Consider the following 19,628-nt stretch of genomic DNA (forward strand, 5'->3'; position numbering starts at 1 on the left):
CGTCCATGCCCATCAACCGCCCCACGGCACCGACACTCCCCCGCAGGCGGCGGCGCGCTCCCGCCGGCCTGATCGCTCTGGCCTTGCTCCTGCCGGCCGGCCTCATCGCCGCACGACCCGCCGCGGCCGACGGTCCGCCGTACGAGCGCGTCCTCAACGGAACCTTCGAGACCGGCAAAGATCCGTGGTGGAGCAACATCCCCACCGACGTGGCCGACGGGAAGCTCTGCGCGCAGATCCCGGCCGGCACGGTGAATCCCTGGGACGCGATGATCGGCCAGGACGACGTACCGCTCGAGTCCGGGCAGCCGTACACGGTTCGGTTCGAGGCGTCGGCCAGCCGGCCGGTCCAGTTCCGCACCGCACTGCAACAGGCGGCCGCGCCCTACGGGACGGTCCTCAATCAGCCGGTGTCCGTGGACACCACGCCGAAGACTGTCGAGTTCACCGCGACCTCGCCGGTCACCGACACGCACGGCCAGGTGTCCTTCCAGGCCGGTGGTGCGACCGACGCCTACACGCTGTGCATCGACAACGTCTCGGTTGTCGGCGGTGTGGTGCCACCTGGTGGGGTACGAGACTTCGGCCCGCCGGTGCGCGTCAACCAGGTCGGCTACCTCACGACCGGCCCGAAACGCGCGACGTTCGTCACGACCGAGACGACGGCACTCGACTGGCGATTGCTCGACAACGCGAACAAGGTCGTTGCCACCGGCAAGACCTCGCCGTACGGCGCCGACGCACCGTCCGGCGACAGCGTCCAGCTGATCGACTTCGGCCGGTACCACCGCAGCGGAACCGGCTTCCGGCTCGCGGTCGGTGACGCGGTCAGCGACCCGTTCACGATCGGCGACCGGATCTACTCGACCCTGCGCAAGGATGCGCTCGAGTACTTCTACAACAACCGCAGCGGCCTCCCGATCGAGGCGAAGTACGTCGGCGACGCCTATGCGCGACCGGCCGGTCACGTCGGCGTCGCGCCCAACCAGGGTGACGTCTCCGTGCCGTGTTTCCCGGGCACGTGCGACTACAGCCTCGACGTCAGCGGCGGCTGGTACGACGCCGGCGACCACGGCAAGTACGTCGTCAACGGTGTCCTCGCTGCGTGGCAACTGCTCGATCTGTACGACGAGACCGGTCCTGGAGTCAGCCTGAAGATCCCCGAGGCGGGCGACCGCACACCGGATGTGCTCGACGAGGCCAAGTGGGAGCTCGACTTCGTCCTCCGGATGCAGGTTCCGGCCGGTCAGCCGCTGGCGGGAATGGTCCATCATTCGATCCACGACGAGAAGTGGACGGGCCTTCCGCTGCTGCCGTCGGCGGATCCGCAACCGCGGTACCTCTATCCCCCGTCCACCGCCGCGACCCTCAATGTCGCCGCGGTCGGCGCCCGCTGCGCGCGGGTGTACGCGAAGTGGGACAAGGCGTTCGCGGCCCGCTGCCTGTCCGCGGCGCAGACCGCATGGACTGCCGCTCGACAGCACCCGGATCTCTACGCGCCACCTGGCGGCGAGGGTGGCGGCGCATACGACGACACGAATGCGACCGACGAGTTGTCCTGGGCCGCCGCGGAGTTGTTCGCGACCACGGGCGCCCCGTCGTACAAGAAGTTCATCACCACGACGCTGACCGCCGACGGCTTCTCCTGGAGGGACGCCGGCGGCCTCGCGGACCTCGCCCTGGCGCGGACACCGTGGCGACTGCCGGTACTCGACCGGCTGAGGTTGGTTCAACGGATCGCGAAGGCGGCCGACACGTACGTCGCCAACGTGAGATCGCAGGGTTATGCCAACCCGTACAAACCCACCGACGGGCAGTACGTCTGGGGTTCCAACAGCGCGGTGACCAACAGCGCGATGATCCTCGCCATCGCTCACAACCTCACCGGCCGCCGGAGCTATCGGGACGCCGCACTGGAGTCGATGGACTATCTGCTCGGACGCAACGCCGTCGGTACGTCGTACGTCACCGGATACGGCACGCGGTACAGCCACAACCAGCACCACCGCTTCTGGGCGCACTCCCTGAACCCGGCGCTGCCGTCGCCGTACCCCGGATCGATCGCCGGCGGCCCGAACTCCGGCCTCCAGGATCCCGTTGCCCAGCGCGACCTCCAGGGCTGCGCCCCGGCCAAGTGCTACATCGACGAGATCGGCTCCTACTCCACCAACGAGGTCGCGGTGAACTGGAACTCGGCCCTCGCCTGGGCCGCGGCCTTCGCCGACGCCAGCTGAACCTGCACGCTTTCCCGGATCACCGCCCCGTACCCGAGACAGGAGAAGCAGCATGAGATGGATCCTCCGAGGCCTGGTCGCGTCCGCCCTGACACTCGCGGCCGTCATACCCGCGATCCAGGGCGCCGTCGCCGCCACCGAGCTTCTGCAGAACGGTGGTTTCAGTTCCGGTACGACGTCCTGGTGGAGCACCGGCAACACGCCTCTCAGCGTCGACGCCGGCCGCCTCAAGGCCGCCGTACCAGGGGGAACCGCGAACAAGTGGGACGCGATGCTCGGCCAGAAGACGCCGGCCTTCGCCATTCACCAAGGCCGTCAGTACACCTTGTCGTTCGACGCCTCAGCGAGCGCGAGCCGGCAAGTGCGGACAACCGTGCAGCAGAACACCGATCCCTATCCCGCAACGCTGGACACCCTGTTCACCGTCGACACGACCACCCGGCACTTCAGCTTCCCCTTCACCGGATCGCTCGAGACCGCGAACGCGGAACTCACGTTCCAGCTCGGGGGTCTCGCCGGGGGCGCCTTCACCGTCTGGTTCGACAACGTCTCGCTGACGGACTCCACCGGTACCGCGGCCGGTGACCCCACCCAGATGACGAGCGGCTTCTACGTCGACCCGAACTCCAACCCCGCCACCTGGGTGCAGAACAACCCGAGCGACGGGCGCGCGGCGGCGATCCAGTCGTCGATCGCGACCAAGCCGATGGCGCGCTGGTTCGGTAACTGGAGCGGCGACATCGGCGCCGCGGTGGGTGGCTTCGTCGGTGCCGCGGACGCCGCGGACAAGCTCCCGGTCCTCGTTGCGTACAACATCCCCGGCCGGGACGCGTGCGGCGGCCATTCCGGTGGTGGCGCCGGTTCGCCGGCGGCGTACCGGACCTGGATCCAGAGCTTCGCGAGTGCGATCGGCGCGCGGCCCGCGATCGTGGTCATCGAGCCCGACTCCCTGGGCGACTTCAACTGCATGAGCCAGGCGCAGATCGACGAGCGCAACGGGATGCTGAGTTACGCCGTACAGCAGTTCAAGAACTCGGCGCCGAACACGTGGGCCTATCTCGACGGCGGGAACGCCGGCTGGGTCGCGGCGAACGTGATGGCCCAGCGCCTGACCGGCGCCGGACTGGCCGATGCGCACGGCTTCTCCCTGAACGTGTCGAACTACTACACCACCGCGGAGACGGTTGCCTACGGCAACTCCGTGCAGGGGAACCTCGCTGCGAGCAAGCCCTTCGTGGTCGACACCAGCCGCAACGGCAACGGGGCGAACGGCGAGTGGTGCAACCCACCCGGCCGCAAGCTCGGCGCCACGTCCCAGCTCGGCGGCGGCCCCGAGATGCAGCTGTGGATCAAGGTGCCCGGCGACTCGGACGGTTCCTGCGGCATCGGCGCGGGGATCCCGGCCGGCACCTTCAGCCCTGACCTGGCAACCCGCCTGATCAACGGAAACTGACCTCGTGAAGAAGACCGCTGCAGCCCTGACGGCTGCCTTGCTGCTCACATCCGCTGCCGGAGTCGCGTACGCCGCCCCGGACGATCCATCCACCTACTACATCGATTCGGCCGCGGGGAACGACGCGAACGCCGGCACCATCGACAAGCCCTGGAAGAGTCTCGCCAAGGTCAACGGATCGGCGTTCGGGCCTGATGACCAGATCCTGTTCAAGCGCGGCGGGTCCTGGACCGGCACGCTGGAGCTGTCGTCGTCCGGCGCAACCGATCACCCGATCGTGGTCGGGGCCTACGGCTCCGGCGCGCTGCCGAAGATCGGCGGTCCGGTGCTGAACTGTGTGCACGTCACCGGCTCGGACATCTTCATCGGCGACCTGCGCGCGAGTGGCTGCAACTGGGCCGGGTTCGAGCTCGTCGGCGACGGCATCGTGATGGACACGGTGCAGGCCGACAACAACGTCGCCGGTGTCTCGATCGTCGACGGCTCGGACTGGAACGAGATCCGCTGGAGCACGCTCGTCGACAACAACAAGATGAGCGTCAACGACACCGATCCGGACAACGACTCCGGTGCGTTCGGCGTCCTGGTGAACGGCGACGACAACAAGATCCACCACAACACCATCAGCGGCAGCTTCGCCACCAGCATCGACTACACCTACGACGGCGCCGCGGTCGAGATCTTCAACGGCGACCGCAACCACATCGAATACAACAAGACCGCGAACAACGACACGTTCACCGAGCTCGGTCACGAGTCCGGCCAGACCTCCGACGACAACGTGTTCGCGTACAACACCGTCACGTCGAACCAGCCGTCCGGGACCTTCCTGATCACGCGCGGCGCGCAGAGCACCATCGGGCCCGTCCTGCGCACGCTCGCGATCAACAACTCGGTCAATCTCCCGAACGGCGACGGCTGGAGCTGCGACGCGGGCTGCGGGCCGGACATCCTCAAGCTGCGCAACAACATCGTCAAGGTCGGCAAGAAGGTCGGGTACGACGACTCTTTCGACACCGGCAACCCGGCCGACGCCGCCGACGAGGACCGCGGCGTGTACCAAGGCAGCGTCTACCAGTTCACGCTCGGCGCACACTCGGTCAAAGCTGACCCGCTCTACACCAGCGCCACCGACCTCCGACTGAAAGCAGGAAGCCCCGCAATCGGCCGCGCCGAGAACTCCGGCTACCCGTACGACCTGGCCGACAAACCCCTCACCACCCTGATCAGCTGGGACTCCGGCGCCTACCAACACTGAAACCGGCGTGGGGGTGGCAGACCGCCACCCCCACGCCCGACCGTCGACCCCAGCTCGCTCCGGGCAGGCCCTTCATCGCGGCTCGTACGCCGGGCAGCGGGTCCACGCAGAACATCGGCACACGCGTCCGCTGCGGTCCGCTGATCCGGTACGGCGTACCCCGGAGTGCGCGGTACTGCGTGGCGAGGGCAGCGTCGTACTGGTCTCTCGGCACTGGCCAACTTGTTCGACAACAAGGCGATCCGGCCGCACTGCGCGAGCACGCGAGCATTCCGCGGATCGCGGGACAGGACCCGGGTGTATCCCCGGTCGGCGGCCGCGAACTTCCCTGCGGTGAAGAGATCGTCCGGGTCGGTTGCCGCCGGAGCCGCGGTGGCGATGCCGGCAGGCAGCACAAACACTGGCGGCTGCCATCCCGGCCCCACGAAGGACGCCGCGCCGTCTGGGTGTGTCGTCCGGAGGGCAGGATCGCTGCTCGGGACCGGCGCAGCACCCCAAGTGCGGGGAAACAAAGTTGCGCGGAGCGACCATTTCTATCCCCACCACGACAGCCACAAGAGCCGCGTTTCTCCGAGCGGGTGAAATGTTGCCTGCGGCACCGGACATCTGTGGGGTGAGGTCCGATGACGAAGGAGAGACACGTGCGGAAGAGACGATTGGCTGCGGCGGCACTGTTATTGGCGCTCATACCGATGCAGCAGCAGGCGGACGCTGCCCCCAAGGCTCGAACCGTCACCCTCATCACCGGTGACAAGGTCGTCGTGAAGGGCGACGCCGTGACGGTCGATCGCCCGGCGGGCCGCGAGAAGATCGGGTTCGAGGTACGCCGTACGCCGGACGAATGGACCGTGATCCCGGTGGACGTCCGCGGCGACGTCGCGACCGGCAAGCTCGACCGTCGGCTGTTCGATCTCGACGTTCTCCTCCGCGACGGGTACGACGACTCGGCCCGCGGCGACATCCCGCTGATCGTCACCGGCGCTCCGACCCGGAAACCCGCCGAACTGAAACTGCCGAAGACCACCGCGCCCGGCTTCCTGCGGGCGCGGACAGCCGGCACGAAAGTCTGGCTCGACGCCAAACTCCACACCTCCCTCGACAAGAGCGTCCCGCAGATCGGCGCCCCGACCGCCTGGAAGGCCGGCTATGCCGGCAAGGGCGTCACCGTCGCCGTCCTCGACAGCGGTATCGACGCGAACCATCCGGACCTGACCGGCAAGGTCGTCGCCGCGAAGAACTTCACCACCGCCCCGGCGGCGGATGTGTTCGGCCACGGCACGCACGTCGCCGCCACAGTCGCCGGCCGGGGTGCCGACGGGTACAAGGGCGTCGCTCCGGACGCCACGCTGCTCGACGGCAAGGTCTGCGACGACACCGGCGGTTGCGCCGAGTCCGACGTACTCGAAGGTATCGAGTGGGCCGTCGCGCAGAAGGCGAAAGTGGTCAACCTCAGCCTCGGCGGATCGCAGGAAGGCGGCCCGCTCGACCAGGCCATCGACCGCATCACCCAGCAGACCGGCACCCTGTTCGTCATTGCCGCCGGCAACTTCGGCGTCGTCGAATCGCCCGGTACGGCGGCCTCGGGGCTGACCGTCGGCGCAGTCGACCGGGACGAGAAGCTGGCCGGCTTCTCCGGCCGCGGCCCGACGGACCAAGGCGCGATCAAGCCCGACGTAACCGCCCCGGGCGTCGGCATCGTCGCGGCCAGGTCAGCTGCCTCGCACCCTCAGGACCCGGTCGGCGACAAGTACACCCGGATGACCGGCACCTCGATGGCCACTCCCCACGTGGCCGGTACCGCGGCCCTTCTCGCCCAGCAGCACCCCAGCTGGAAGGCGACCGAATTGAAGGCCGCGATCACGTCGTCGGCGAAGGCCAACCCCGCACTCAAGCCCTACGAGCAGGGCTCCGGCCGTGTCGACGCCGCCCGCGCCGTCCAGCGAACGGTCATTGCCACCACGACCAACGTGTCCTTCGGCAGGGCGCTGTGGCCGCATGCCGACGACAAGCCTGTCACCAAGGACGTCACCTTCGAGAACACCGCGAGTACGCCCGTCACGCTCAGCCTCCAGGCCGAGCTCAAGAACGGCGCCACGGCCGGTGTGCTGCAGCTGAGCACCAACCAGCTGACCGTGCCGGCCAAGGGAAGCGCGTCCGTCAAGGTGACGTCCGAGACCGCGCACGACGGACCTGACGGTCTCTACACCGGTCGGCTCACCGCGACCGCGGGCAGCCAGCAGATCGGCGTACCCCTGGTCGTCGACAAGGAGGTCGAGAGCTACAACGTCGCGCTGACCGCCCTCGGCCCGGACGGCAAGCCGCTCCCGGCCGATCGCGCGATGCCGTCGCTGCAGAACCTGGACACCTTCGCGTCCGAGGAGCCCGGCCGGGTGCCCAAAGGCCGGTACGCGCTCGATGTCACGCTGTTCGGTCCTGCGGGCGAGCACTACCGGATCGTCCAGCCCGAGGTCGACGTACGACGCGACCTGAAGCTGGTCGTTGACGCACGGAAGGCCAAGCCCGTAACAGTCACGGTGCCTCGCAAGGACGCCCAGACCTTCGTGGTCTTCTTCGGCTACCAGCTCAAGAACAAGGCCGGCGATTCGGTGCTGACGTTCAACCTAAAGCCGCGCGGCGAGAAGCTGTACCTCGGCCGGATGGGACCCGCCGTCCCGGCTGAGCAGTTCCAGGGCTTCGTCGCGTCGTACGTCGGTCGCCTCGCCGCGGACGGCACGCTCACCGGCACCCCGTACCTCTACGGCCTGATCGACACGCAACGCGGCCACTTCCTCAACGGCCTGCAGCGCAGGGTGTACTCCGATCGCCAGCTGGCACATGTGGTCGTCAAGTACAACGGTCCGGCCGGCGCACAGGAGGACTGGCAACTGGTCGGCCGTCAGCCTGGCGTCAACACGCTCCCGATCGGAGCACCGTCCAAGCTCCCGCAGGCGGTGCACCAGTACCTGCAACCTGAGACCGACTGGCAGCAGGCCCTCGGCGAGGTCAGGCCGGAGCCACGCCAGTACGAGGCAGGAACCACGACGTACGAAACCCTGACGCTCAGGTAGTGGCGTCGGGGGTGATGAGCTCGACCTCGTTCTCGCGGAGGGCACGGACGAGGTCGGGCGGGGGTGCCGTGTCGGTGACGAAATAGTCGGCGGCCGCGAGGTCGGCCACCTGGGCGAAGAGACGGCGACCGAACTTGGAGGAGTCGGCCAGGATGGCCACCCGCGCGGCCCGCGAGATCATCTCCCGCATCATCGCCGCGTCGGCGAGGTTGCTGGTCGTGTATCCACCCTCGACCGAGACCGCCCCGACCCCGATCAGCGCCAGGTCGCAACTGACGTCCAGGTCGGCCCCGCCGGCCGACGGCAAGCTGATGGGGCCGGTGGTGGTCAGCGAGAGCGTCCGGACCGCACCGCCGAACACATACACCTCGCGGATCGTCGACTCCGGCAGCGCCGGCGGCACGAGCAGGCTGTTGGTCGCCACGGTGAGGTCGCGGTGGTCGCGGAGATTCCTCGCGACGGCGAGTGTCGTCGTACCACCGTTCATCATGATGACCGAGCCGTCCTTGACCAGGGCCGCGGCCAGCTTCGCGATCTGCTCCTTCTCGTGTTTCTCGAGCGTGAGCCGGACGTCGACGGTCCGGTCGACCCGGGAGATGCTCGACTGGCTGACCGCTCCGCCGTAGGTGCGCACGAGGACGCCGTCCGCGCTCAACTGGTCGAGGTCGCGTCGGATCGTGTCGATGGAGACGCCGAAGCGCTCGGCCAGATCGGTGACCGTGACCTCGCCGGTCTCGGCGACGTAGGCGGCCAGCTTGGCCTTGCGCCCGGCCGGCAGGCGGCGCTGCCTGTCCTCGTTGTCCACGGCCACAGATCTTCCCATCTTTGCGGTAGTTGCGTGCGGTTCTGCGCCCTACTCTCACACAGATGCCGCAGAACTGCACGACTCTGCCGTCTTTAGCGAGATTCTGCAGCTCTCGCTCTTGTAGGCTGTGTAACCTGCTGTTAACGTGGCGAAATCCTGCAAAGAGCAGTAAGACCTTGACATGAAGGAGGTCGCGATGAGCGGAAGCGGCACCCGGGTGCGCAACCGGCTGAGGCAGCTGATCGGGGTGACGGCGGTGACCGCGATGGCCGCCACCGCGGTCGCGTGTGGTTCGGACGGGGGCTCGAACGAAGAATCCAGCAGCGGCGGGACCGTCACGCTGGAGTTCGCGCAGTGGTGGGCGCCGGAGCTGCCCGAGGGGTCGTTCGACAAGCTCATGACCGAGTTCACCGCCCAGAACCCGAACATCAAGGTCAAGCTGCTGAGCGGGCCGTACGCCTCCACGAAACAGCAGTTGGTGGCCGGAGCCGCCTCGAAGACGCTGCCCGACGTGGTCGGCCTGGACGGCGCGTGGGTCAGCGACTTCGCGAAGCAGGGAGCCATCGCCGACCTGACCGAGCTGATGGCCGACGCGAAGTACGACTCCGGCCAGCTCGCGAGTCAGATCAAGATCAAGGACAAGACCTACATGGTCCCCGTGGTCAACTTCGTGTATCCCCTGTTCGTGAACAACGACCTGCTGAAGAAGGCGGGCGTCACGACCCCGCCGACCACGCGGACGCAGTTCCTCGAAGCCGCGAAGAAGGTCAGCGCACTCGGCGGGAACGTCAAGGGCTGGGCACTCCCCCTCGACACCGCCGTACCGAACGGCGTCCAGAACGACGTGATGTCCTGGCTGTGGGCCTCGGGCGGCAGCATGCTCACCGAGGACGGCAAGGCCAACCTGACCAGCGACCAGGTGAAGGGCACCGTCGAGTTCGTCAAGAGCCTGAACGACGCCAACGTGATCGCGCCTGGTTCGCTCACGATGAAGGAGCAGGACAAGGTCGAGAAGTTCACCACCGGTCAGGTCGGCATGGTGATCGACTCCCTGGCGCACATCACGCTGATCAAGAAGAACAACCCCAAGCTCAACTTCACCGTGACCCCGATCCCGGCCGAGGACAGCTACACCGGCAAACGCGGTATCCCGTACGCGTCCTGGGGAATCGGCGTCTCGAACTCCTCCAAGCACAAGGCCGAGGCGTTCAAGCTGGTCGAGTTCCTGATGAGCAAGCAGACGAACGCCCAGCTGAGCACGCTGGCGAACGGGTTCCCCGGCAACAAGACCGCCACGCCGGACTTCACCAAGAGCGACCCGCTGTTCAAGACGGCGTTCGGCATCTATCAGGCGGGCTATCCGGCCAACGAGTTCGTCGGCCTGCCGAAGTCCGAGGACCTGATGCGCAGCTTCGACGAGCAGCTTCAGCTCACCCTCACCGGCAAGCAGAGCGTCGACGACACGCTGAAGAAGGCGCAGGAGTCCTGGTCGTCCGATCTGAGCTAGCTCAGTCCGGGGCCGCGGCGGATCGCCGTCGCGGCCCCGGACAAGGAGATATCGATGAAACTTGCGAACCTGAATCCCACCGCCGCTCCACCGGACACGAAGGTGGCATCGCAAACCCCGGCCGCCGCCGGTAGCGGGAAGCTGCGGTTCTTCGCGAGGGGCCTGGTCCCGTACGCCTATCTCTCGCCGACGGTGATCCTGATCTCGGTGCTGATGATCGTCCCGATCGCGATGGTCGTCAGCTACTCGTTCAAGGACAACGTGATCGTCGAGGAGAACCCGGTCCTCGTCGGTCTCGCCAACTACACCAAGGTCCTCACCGACCCCGACTTCCTGGTGGCGCTGAAGAACACGTTCGTCTTCATCACCGTCAGCACCGTCGCCCACCTCGTCCTCGGGCTGACCTTCGCGCTGATGCTCAACACGTCACTGCTGGGCGGCGTCACGAAGGCGGTCTTCCGGATCATCTACATCCTGCCGTGGCTGTTCACGGTCGCCGTGATCGCGGTGATCTGGCGCCTGCTGCTGGACCCGTCCGGGGTGGTCAACTACCTCCTGACCACGGTCGGTCGGATGCAGCAGGGGGTGGACTGGCTGTCCGACCCGGGGACGGCGCTGTGGGCGTTGACCTTCGTCAACATCTGGGCCGGTTTCCCGTTCTTCATGATCAGCATCCTGGCCGGTCTGCAGGGAATCTCCTCGGACCTCTACGAAGCCGCGTCCGTGGACGGCGCCGGCGCCGTACGGCAGTTCCTCAATGTCACGATCCCGCAGTTGCGGCCGGTGCTCGTCAGCATGGCCGTGCTCGATCTCATCTGGACGTCGCAGCAGTTCGCGCTGATCTGGATGACGACCGGCGGCGGCCCGCTGAACGCCACCGAGATGCTCAGCACCTACACCTACAAGCAGGCCTTCAGCAGCTACGAGTTCGCCACCGCATCGGCCAGCGCGGTCATCGTCCTGCTGCTCTCGCTGGTCCTGGCCTTCTTCTACGTCCGTCTGCAAAAGGAGAGGTGACCGACCGTGCACACGCGCAAGAGACGACGCCTCGGCGCGAAGATCGCCGTCTTCACCGGTCTCTGCCTCGGTGCCGCGTTCGCCGGCCTGCCGGTTCTCTGGATGCTGTCGACCTCGTTCAAGGCCAACGGCGAGGTCTTCCAGGTTCCGCCCCGGCTCGTGACCGAGAACTTCTCCCTCGAGGCCTACCGCAGCATCCTCGGCGACCCGGACAAGCTCAGGTTCTTCGTCAACAGCTACGTCGTCGCGCTCTCGGTCACCGCGCTCACGCTGTTCGTGGCGATCCTCGCGGCCTATGGCTTCAGCCGGTACGAGTTCCCGCTGAAGCGATCCGTCAACGCCGTGATCATCAGCGTCCAGGCGGTGCCGCCGATCACCCTCGTGATCCCGTACTTCGGTCTGGTCGTGGCGCTCGGCCTGTACAACACCTATCCCGGGCTGATTCTCACCCACATCGTCTTCACCCTGCCGTACGCGATCATCATGATGACCGCCTACTTCAACACGCTGCCCAAGGAACTCGACGAATCCGTCAAGGTGGACGGGGCCTCGAGCTGGACGGCGTTGTGGCGGGTCCTGGTGCCGATCTCGGTGCCGGGGATGATCGCGGTCGGCGTCTACACGTTCATGATCTCGTGGAACGAGTACCTGTTCGCGCTGACGCTCACCCGCACCGACAACATGCGCACCGTGCCCATCGGCATCCAGCTGCTGATGGGCCAGCACTCCTACGAGTGGAACCAGATGATGGCGATGAGCATCCTCGGCTCCATCCCGGTGCTCGTGCTGTTCCTGCTGTTCCAGCGGCGCTTCATCGGAGGCCTCACCTCCGGCGCCGTCAAGGCCTGACCACCCGCAACCCCGAGAAGAGAGAGCAGCCATATGCTGACGACCGGCAAGGCGATCCTGGACGTCGCCCACGAGAACAACTTCGCGGTGCCCGCGTTCAACATCAGCGACTACGCGATGTTCAACGGCATCGTCGAGATCAGCGAGGAGAAGCACGCCCCGCTGTTCATCGGGATCCATCCCGACGAGGTCAAGCACCTCGGCGTCGACGCGATCGCCGCCATCACGCAACGAGCGCACCGCTCGACGGTGCCGATCGCGATTCACTGGGACCACGGTGCGACGTACGAGGAGATGCTGGTCGCGATCCAGGCCGGTTTCACCTCGGTGATGATCGACGCGTCACTGCAGTCCTTCGAGGACAACGTCGCGATCTCCCGGAAGGTCGTCGAGACCGCGCACGCGGTCGGCCTGTCGGTCGAGGCGGAGCTCGGCACGATCGGCAAGACCGACGACGAGGCCGAGGACGGGAGCGACGCCATCATCTACACCGACCCGGCGGATGCGGTGACGTTCGTCGCGGCCACCGGTGTCGACAGCCTGGCCGTGGCCATCGGCACCTACCACGGCCTCTACCCGAAGACCCTGAAGCCGGAGCTCAAGCTCGACCTGCTCAAGGAGATCAAGGACCGCGTCCAGATCCCGCTCGTCCTGCACGGCGGCTCCGGCAACCCCGACGACGAGATCGCGCTGTCGGTCAAGCTGGGGATCAACAAGATCAACATCTCCAGTGACATCAAGGTGGCCTACCACGCGAAGATGCGGGAGGTGCTCGCGGACACGGGGTTGCGAGAGCCGCTCAGCATCCAGCCGCCCTGCCTCGAGGCGATGAAGGCCGTGGCCGCGCACAAGATCGACCTCTTCGAGACGACCGGAAAGGCATCCCTGTACTGATATGGACGGCACCGTAGTTCTGGGACTGGGTGGATGCGTCGACCATGAGCTCACGCTGTCCGCGCCCGTCATGGAGCAGCTCATCCGCGAGTACCGGATCCGCGCCGACGAGCTGACCGCACCGGTCGCGATCACCGACGAGCGCGAGTTGGTCATCTCGGTTCTCACCTACCTGCAGAAGGGCGGTGGAGGCGAGCACTACGTCGCCTCCGCCGCCACCCTGCGACAGTTCACGCAACGCTTCCCGATCCGCACCACTCTCGGCGGGACGTCCGTCCGGGCGGCGAAGGAGCTGAGCCGGCTCGGCGTCCCCTCCACGCTGCACCTGGTCAGCATCAACGACGTCGTACGCCGCCTGCTTCCGGCGGACACCGACTACATCTGTAGCGACGACAAGGACACCTTCAACCCGAACGTGATCGTGCAGTACGCCCAGGACCTGCAGGTCCGCGCCGGCGACATCGACCTCTGCGCCCCGTTCCCGAACCGGCTGATCTACGCCAACGACCCAGCCAACAGCTCCATGCTGCTCAGCCCCGAACTAGGGCCTCTGCTCAGCGGCGCGCGCCTCTTCCTCATCTCGGGCTTCAACTCACTCCGCGACCAACAACTGCTCGACGCGCGCCTGTCCTCCCTACAAGACCACCTCCGACAACTGCCGGAAGCGGCCATCGTCTACTACGAGGACGCCGGCTTCCACCAGCCGGCCTTCAGCCAACGCGTCCGCGAGGCCCTGCTCGACCGCATCAACATCTACGGCCTCAACGAAGACGAGATGCAGACGTACCTAGGCCGCACCGTCAACCTGCTCTCGGTCAACGAGGTGGCCAACGCCCTCGAGTCCCTACGAGCTTTCATCCCTGGCCCAACCCTCGTCGTACACACGAAGTACTGGTCCGCAGCCCTAGGCGAAGGCGACCACACCGAGGCCCTGAACGAAGGCATCGTCGTAGCCAGCACCCGCTACGCCCACGGCGACAACTCCACCCACGACGACTACACCCGCATGCAAACCCACCCACGCCGACCCGACGCAACCGAATTCGCCAAAGCCCTGGAACACGAAATGGGCGGCCTCATCCGCTGCCTCCCCGCCCTCCAACTCGACATCCCCAACCCCACAACCATCGGCCTGGGCGACGCCTTCGTCGGCGGCTTCCTGGCCGCCACCGCGTCGCCGGGATCAGCGCGCGTGCACGGCAACGGCAACGGCAACGGCAACGGCAACGGCAACGGCAACGGCAGCGGACAATAGTCCGCAGGTGGTCGTGAAGAGGGCTACGGCGTCACCCAGGCCAGGGAATCCTCCGCCCGCGTCCTACGCCTGACCACTGGTTGGCGGCGGGGCGACGAGGCCGTTCTTGTAGGCGATGACGACGAGTTGGGCCCGGTCTCTGGCGCCGAGTTTGGTCATCGCGCGCTGGATGTGGGTGCGAACGGTGAGCACACTCAGGTGGAGGCCGGCGGCGATGTCGTCGTTGGACTTGCCGTCGGCGGCCAGCTTGGTGACTTCGAGTTCGCGGTTGGTCAGGTCAGCGATGCCTGGCGCGGTTGGGTACGACGGGGCGGGTGCGGCGAGGAACTGCGTGATGAGGGACTTGGTGGCTCCGGGTGAGAGCAGGCTGTCGCCGTGGGCGATCGTGCGGATGGCGTCGAGGAGAGCGTCGGTGGTCGCGTGCTTTCCGAGGAATCCGCTGGCGCCCGCACGCAGGGCGCGGGCAACGTGTTCGTCGTTCTCGAAGGTGGTGAGGACGAGCACGCGGGTCGATGCCAGCGCCGGGTCCGCACAGATGGTCTCGGTAGCGGCGAGTCCGTCGGTGCCGGGCATCCGGATGTCCATCACCACGACATCGGGTTGGTGAGTCCGGGTCAGCTCGACAGCTTCGGCTCCGTCGGCTGCCTCCGCGACAACCGTGAGGTCCTCGCAGGAGTCGATGAGCAGCCGGAAGGTCCCACGGAGCAGGGCTTGGTCGTCGGCCAGCAGCACTCGCGTCGTCATGAGCCCACCGGTGCCTGCAGGTGCAGCGGCAAGGTGGTGACGACCTCGAACGGTCCACCTCCGGTATCGGTGACCTGAACCCGGCCGCCGACCGCGTTGGCCCGTTCGCGCATCCCGATCAGGCCGTACCCACCGGTGGCCGGCTGAGCGTCCGCTGCGCCGGCGTTGCTGACCGTGATCGTGAGCGAGGCCGCGCTGTAGGTCATCAGCAGGTAGGCGGTCGACGAGCCGGAATGCTTGGTGGCGTTGGTCAGTGCCTCCTGGACGATGCGGTACGCCGTGAGATCGACGCTCGGCGGGAGGTCCCGTGGTTCACCCTGGATCTCGACCGTCACCTGCAGGCCGGCCGCCGCGCACGCGCCGACGAGCTCGGGAAGCTGCGCGAGCCCGGGCGCTGGTTGCAGTGAGTCGGCACCGGAGTCGTCCGTAGCTCGCAGTACGCCGATCGTCGCGCGCATCTCGAGCATGACAGTGGACGTGGTCGTCTGAAGATCGGCGAGAAGCTTCCTCGACACATCCGGGCCGGAGTCGAGCAGGTGGGCCGCAGTGCCGGCCTGAGCGTTCGCGACGGCCATGTGATGCGCGACCACGTCATGCAGGTCACGCGCGATCCGCAAGCGCTCTTCCGCGACCCGCAGTCGTGCCTCCTCCTCGCGGGTGCGTTCGGCGTAGGCGGCCCGCGCCTGAAGCGCGCGAAGATAGGCGGCCTGCAGCTGCGAACGGCTGCCCAGCGCCAGCGGAAGCACGAGCCACAAGGCCGGGCCGATCGCCCGCAGGGCCACCGCCCGATCGAGGGTCGGGCCGACGGCGACGGCCACGACGACGGCGGTCGCGATCGCGCCGTACGTCCAGGCCAGGCGGCTCGGGAGCGCGCGGGCCAGCCAGTACAGCGCCACCATGACAGGTGCCAGCACGAGTGGCGTGAGCAGGTAGCCAAGCGTGCCGAGGGCAACGACACAGGCGGCGGCAACCGCGACGGTGACCCTCGGGAGCCGGCGCGCGCCGAACAGTACGAGGGAGGACACCGCGGCCAACCCGTCAGCGAGCCACGCGTCGGCGGGGCGCGCGCCGTCGGGGTCGGACAGGTTGACCCCGATGACCGCCGCGCCGACGAGCACCGCGACCGCGATCACTGCGTCGGTCAGCCAGGGACGGCGTACGACGTACTGCTCCAAACCGGCCATGTGCTGACGCCTCCTGAGGATCTGTTGCACCAGTGTCCGCTACGGAGCGGCAACGGGAGTGCGCTCGCGCTCCGGGTGCCGGGCCAGGCGGGCTCCCTCGACGTCGACGCCGGGCAGGATCCGGTCCAGCCGGCGCGGCAGCCACCAGGCGTGGCGACCGAGCAGCGCCATCACGGCCGGAACGATGGCCAGCCGTACGACGAACGCGTCGAGGAACACCGCCGCCGCCAGCGCGAAACCGAGCATCTTGATGAACGCGTCCTGCTCGGTCACGAACCCGGCGAAGACACCCATCATGATCAGCGCCGCCGCGACCACGACGCGAGCGCTCTGCCGCATCCCGGTCTCGATCGCGGCCCGGGGCGCGTGGCCGTGGACGAAGGCCTCCCGCGTGCGGGACACCAGGAAGACCTCGTAGTCCATCGCCAACCCGAATACGACACCGATCATGAAGATCGGTACGGCGCTCATGACCGGTCCCGTCTGCTCTACTCCGAACAGCCCGCCGAGGAACCCGTGCTGGAACACGAGGACCACCGCGCCGAGGGCGGCGAGGACCGAGAGCAGGAAGCCGAGAGCCGCCTTGAGCGGTACGAGGACCGAGCGGAACACCACCAGCAGGAGCAGTACGGCCAGGCCGACGACAGTGGCGAGGTACGGCACCAGCGAGCGTTGCAGCTTGCCGGCGAGGTCGATGTTGATGGCGGTGGTTCCCGTGACCTTGAAGGTCGCGCCCGTCCCCTGGACGATGGCGGGCCGCGTCTCGCGCAGCGTCTTGACCAGGCCGGTCGTCGCCGCATCGGTCGGGCTGGTCGCCGGAATCGCCTGGAACAGCGCCGTGTCGCCGTTCTCGCTCGGCATCGGCGGCGAGACCGACACCACGCCCTTGGTGGACGCGATCTTGCCGGCGATCGCGGCGACGGCTGCGCGCAGATCGGGAGCGCCCTGAGCGTCCACGACGATCATCAGCGGGCCGTTGAAACCGGGTCCGAACGCCTTGGCGAGTTCGTCGTACGCACGGCGCTGGGTGGCCGTGGTGGGTTTGGACTCGTCGCCCGGCATTCCCAAGCGCAGACCGAGTGCGGGGATCGCGAGCGTTCCGAGCAGAACCGTACCGAGGAGCAGTACGGCGATCGGGCGCCGCAGTACGAAGCGTGCCCAGCGATCGGCGTACCCGGCTGTCGTCGCGGGAGCAGCACCGCGCCGCGCGGAACGCGACAGCACCTTGTCGGGGGCGAAACCGATCAGCGCGGGCACCAGCGTCAACGCCACCAGGACGGCGATCACCACTGCCGCCGCGGCGGCGAGGCCCATCTTGGTGAGCATCGGCATCCCGATCACGGCCAAGCCGGCCAGCGCGATCACCACGGTGATCCCGGCGAACGCGACGGCCGAGCCCGCCGTACCGACGGCCAGGGAGACCGCGTCGATCGGTGCGGCTCCTCGCCCGCGTTCCTCGCGATAGCGCGCCACGACGAACAAGGCGTAGTCGATCCCGACCGCGAGGCCCAGCATCAGCGCCAAGGTCGTCGAGGTCTGCGAGAGGCCGAAGGTCTTGCTGACCGCCAGCAGCGACAGCAGGCTGATCGCCACACCGACGATCGCGGTCAGCAGCGGCAGTCCGGCCGCCACCATGGATCCGAGGGTGACCAGCAGGATCACGGCGGCGAGCGAGATGGCGATCAGCTCCGCGATGCCGGCGGGGCCACCGGACTCCAGCGCCTCGCCACCGGCTTCCACCGTCAGCCCGGAACCGCGGGCCGCGTCGACGACGGCCGCGACCTGGTCGCGACTGTCGGCCGTGACGGACGCGGCCGGTACGTCGAAGGTCAGCGTCACGTACGCCGCCGACTGGATCTCCGCCTTGAACCGGGGCGACGTCACCTCCTCCCCCGCAGGCGCCACGAACACCACGCGCCCCTCACCGCCGTCGCCGATCAGCCCCGGGAACCGCTTCTGCAGCAACTCCATGGTCGCCTGAGACTCGGTACCGGGCATCGAGAAGTCGTCAGCGGGAGCGGCCGGCGCCGTCAACCCGGCCAAGACCGCCGCTCCCAGCAACGCGAGCCACACCAGCACCGTCACGCCACGCCGCCTGAACGCCCACCGCCCCAGCCGAGCCAAGATCGTTGCCACAGGAGGTCTCCATCCAGAAGTACGGAGCTCCCATCGTTCCGCCCGCGCCGCCGCGCGTCGTCGTACCGAAGAAGGCAGCCAACTACCGAATCCGAACCCCTCCCACACCACCGAGCTACTGCAGCTGCAGTAGCCAGCCGGCCGGATCCGCCGTCAGTTGGTGACTTCGGGTGGCGGAGTTTCAGCCGTTCCAGGACGACAGGCCGGGTCCCTCCGGCAACGGGTAGCACCCGTCGACCAGTTCGACGTTGCCGTTCAGCAGACCGCTCTCGACGTAGATCGTGTTCGGCAACGCCGCCAGCACGTGAATGTGCGCACCGCCGCCGTGCGACGCGTACGGCACCCCGAACCCGGCCGCCAGCAGCCCGATCTCGAGACAGTCCGTCACCCCGCCGGCCCGCCGCAGATCAGGCTGTACGACGCCGACACCGCCGCGCGCGATCAGGTCCCGGAACGCGGCCTGCCCGTAGCGGTTCTCCCCCGTCGCGATCGGGATGTCCAGCTTCTCCGCCAGCCGCACATGACCCTCGGTGTCCCCGGCCGGCAACGGTTCCTCGAACCACCGGCAGTCCAGCTCCTCGTACACCCGGCCGCGCCGCAGCGCCTCGGCGTACCCGAACGCCTGGTTCGCGTCGACCATCAGCGGCGCATCCGGCCCGATCACGTTCCGGACCGCCTTGATCCGCTGCACGTCCGCGGTCAGCGGCCCGCCGCCGACCTTCATCTTCACACCCCGGAAACCCTGCTCCATCGCCTGCGCCGACACCCGCTCCAGACCCGCCACGTCGAGCTCGAGCCAGCCGACCATCGCGTACGACGGGATCGCCGTCCGCTGCGCACCGAGCAGCTTCCACACCGGCACGCCCAACGACTTGCCGAGCAGATCCCACAACGCCTGGTCGATCGCCGAGATCCCGTACGACGACAGTCCCGCCGTCCCCTGGTAGTCGGTGAGCGTCTGCAACTGCTGCCGGATCCCGCGGATCAGCGTGGGGTCCTCCCCTACGATCACCGGCGCGAACTGGTCCTCGATCAGCTTGCCGAGGATCGCCGGTGAGCTCTCGACGCGACCGAAGTACGTCGTACTCTCGCCGCTCACGCCCTCGTCGGTGTCGATCCGGACGCGAGTGTGCCCGTTCCGGTCGAGCAACTGGATCGCGTCCCGGACCGCGTGCGCCTTGGGCTCCGAGGTCACCTCGACGGTGATGTCAGTGATCTTCATCC

At 67.7% G+C, this 19,628-nt stretch carries 14 protein-coding genes; 9 read left to right on the forward strand and 5 right to left on the reverse strand.

Annotated features, from left to right (window positions below; all coding sequences use genetic code 11):
- Positions 1-5 precede the first annotated feature (5 nt).
- The 4 genes from E0H50_RS40360 (at position 6) to E0H50_RS40375 (ending at position 8,013) form a co-directional block, all read left to right on the forward strand.
- Positions 6-2,234 carry a glycoside hydrolase family 9 protein gene (locus tag E0H50_RS40360; protein WP_131296449.1) on the forward strand — a complete coding sequence of 743 codons (2,229 nt, stop codon included), beginning with the start codon at positions 6-8 and terminating at the stop codon, positions 2,232-2,234.
- Between the two features lie 52 nt (positions 2,235-2,286).
- Complete coding sequence (locus tag E0H50_RS40365) at positions 2,287-3,687, forward strand: glycoside hydrolase family 6 protein (protein WP_131296450.1); 1,401 nt, start codon at positions 2,287-2,289, stop codon at positions 3,685-3,687.
- Between the two features lie 4 nt (positions 3,688-3,691).
- Positions 3,692-4,945 carry a right-handed parallel beta-helix repeat-containing protein gene (locus tag E0H50_RS43340; RefSeq protein WP_165547462.1) on the forward strand — a complete coding sequence of 418 codons (1,254 nt, stop codon included), beginning with the start codon at positions 3,692-3,694 and terminating at the stop codon, positions 4,943-4,945.
- Between the two features lie 641 nt (positions 4,946-5,586).
- Positions 5,587-8,013, forward strand: coding sequence for a S8 family peptidase (locus E0H50_RS40375; protein ID WP_238151680.1), 2,427 nt, complete (start codon positions 5,587-5,589; stop codon positions 8,011-8,013).
- On the opposite strand, the gene E0H50_RS40380 is transcribed toward E0H50_RS40375, so the two are convergent.
- Complete coding sequence (locus E0H50_RS40380; RefSeq protein WP_131296452.1) at positions 8,006-8,836, reverse strand: DeoR/GlpR family DNA-binding transcription regulator; 831 nt, start codon at positions 8,834-8,836, stop codon at positions 8,006-8,008. The genes E0H50_RS40375 and E0H50_RS40380 overlap by 8 nt on opposite strands.
- Positions 8,837-9,014: 178 nt before the next feature.
- Between E0H50_RS40380 and E0H50_RS40385 the strand changes: the two genes are divergently transcribed.
- From E0H50_RS40385 to E0H50_RS40405, 5 genes are read left to right on the forward strand one after another with little or no spacing between them, the layout of a single operon-like run.
- The gene (locus E0H50_RS40385) at positions 9,015-10,325 is read left to right on the forward strand and encodes an ABC transporter substrate-binding protein (RefSeq protein ID WP_202868548.1); all 1,311 of its coding nucleotides are present in this window, start codon (positions 9,015-9,017) and stop codon (positions 10,323-10,325) included.
- A 54-nt stretch (positions 10,326-10,379) separates the two neighbouring features.
- Positions 10,380-11,342 carry a carbohydrate ABC transporter permease gene (locus E0H50_RS40390; RefSeq protein ID WP_131296453.1) on the forward strand — a complete coding sequence of 321 codons (963 nt, stop codon included), beginning with the start codon at positions 10,380-10,382 and terminating at the stop codon, positions 11,340-11,342.
- A gap of 6 nt (positions 11,343-11,348) precedes the next feature.
- The gene (locus E0H50_RS40395) at positions 11,349-12,191 is read left to right on the forward strand and encodes a carbohydrate ABC transporter permease (RefSeq protein ID WP_131296454.1); all 843 of its coding nucleotides are present in this window, start codon (positions 11,349-11,351) and stop codon (positions 12,189-12,191) included.
- Between the two features lie 33 nt (positions 12,192-12,224).
- On the forward strand, positions 12,225-13,085 hold the full coding sequence (locus E0H50_RS40400) for a ketose-bisphosphate aldolase (RefSeq protein WP_131296455.1): 861 nt from the start codon (positions 12,225-12,227) through the stop codon (positions 13,083-13,085).
- A 1-nt stretch (position 13,086) separates the two neighbouring features.
- Positions 13,087-14,340: an ADP-dependent glucokinase/phosphofructokinase gene (locus E0H50_RS40405; protein ID WP_131296456.1), complete on the forward strand. Its 1,254-nt coding sequence runs from the start codon at positions 13,087-13,089 to the stop codon at positions 14,338-14,340.
- A 63-nt stretch (positions 14,341-14,403) separates the two neighbouring features.
- Here the strand turns inward: E0H50_RS40405 and E0H50_RS40410 are convergent, their stop codons facing one another.
- The 4 genes from E0H50_RS40410 to E0H50_RS40425 form a co-directional block, all read right to left on the reverse strand.
- Entirely contained in the window at positions 14,404-15,084 is a 681-nt protein-coding gene (locus E0H50_RS40410; RefSeq protein WP_131296457.1) for a response regulator transcription factor, read from the reverse strand.
- Positions 15,081-16,268, reverse strand: coding sequence for a sensor histidine kinase (locus tag E0H50_RS40415; RefSeq protein ID WP_131296458.1), 1,188 nt, complete (start codon positions 16,266-16,268; stop codon positions 15,081-15,083). The genes E0H50_RS40410 and E0H50_RS40415 overlap by 4 nt, the downstream gene beginning before the upstream one ends.
- A 39-nt stretch (positions 16,269-16,307) precedes the next feature.
- Positions 16,308-18,404, reverse strand: a complete 2,097-nt coding sequence (locus E0H50_RS40420; RefSeq protein ID WP_131296459.1) for an MMPL family transporter — start codon at positions 18,402-18,404, stop codon at positions 16,308-16,310.
- 181 nt (positions 18,405-18,585) lie between these two features.
- Positions 18,586-19,626: a mandelate racemase/muconate lactonizing enzyme family protein gene (locus E0H50_RS40425; RefSeq protein WP_131296460.1), complete on the reverse strand. Its 1,041-nt coding sequence runs from the start codon at positions 19,624-19,626 to the stop codon at positions 18,586-18,588.
- Positions 19,627-19,628 lie beyond the last annotated feature (2 nt).

Origin of the sequence: Kribbella sindirgiensis, assembly GCF_004331435.1 — a bacterium.
In the GTDB taxonomy this organism is placed as follows: Bacteria; Actinomycetota; Actinomycetes; order Propionibacteriales; family Kribbellaceae; genus Kribbella; species Kribbella sindirgiensis.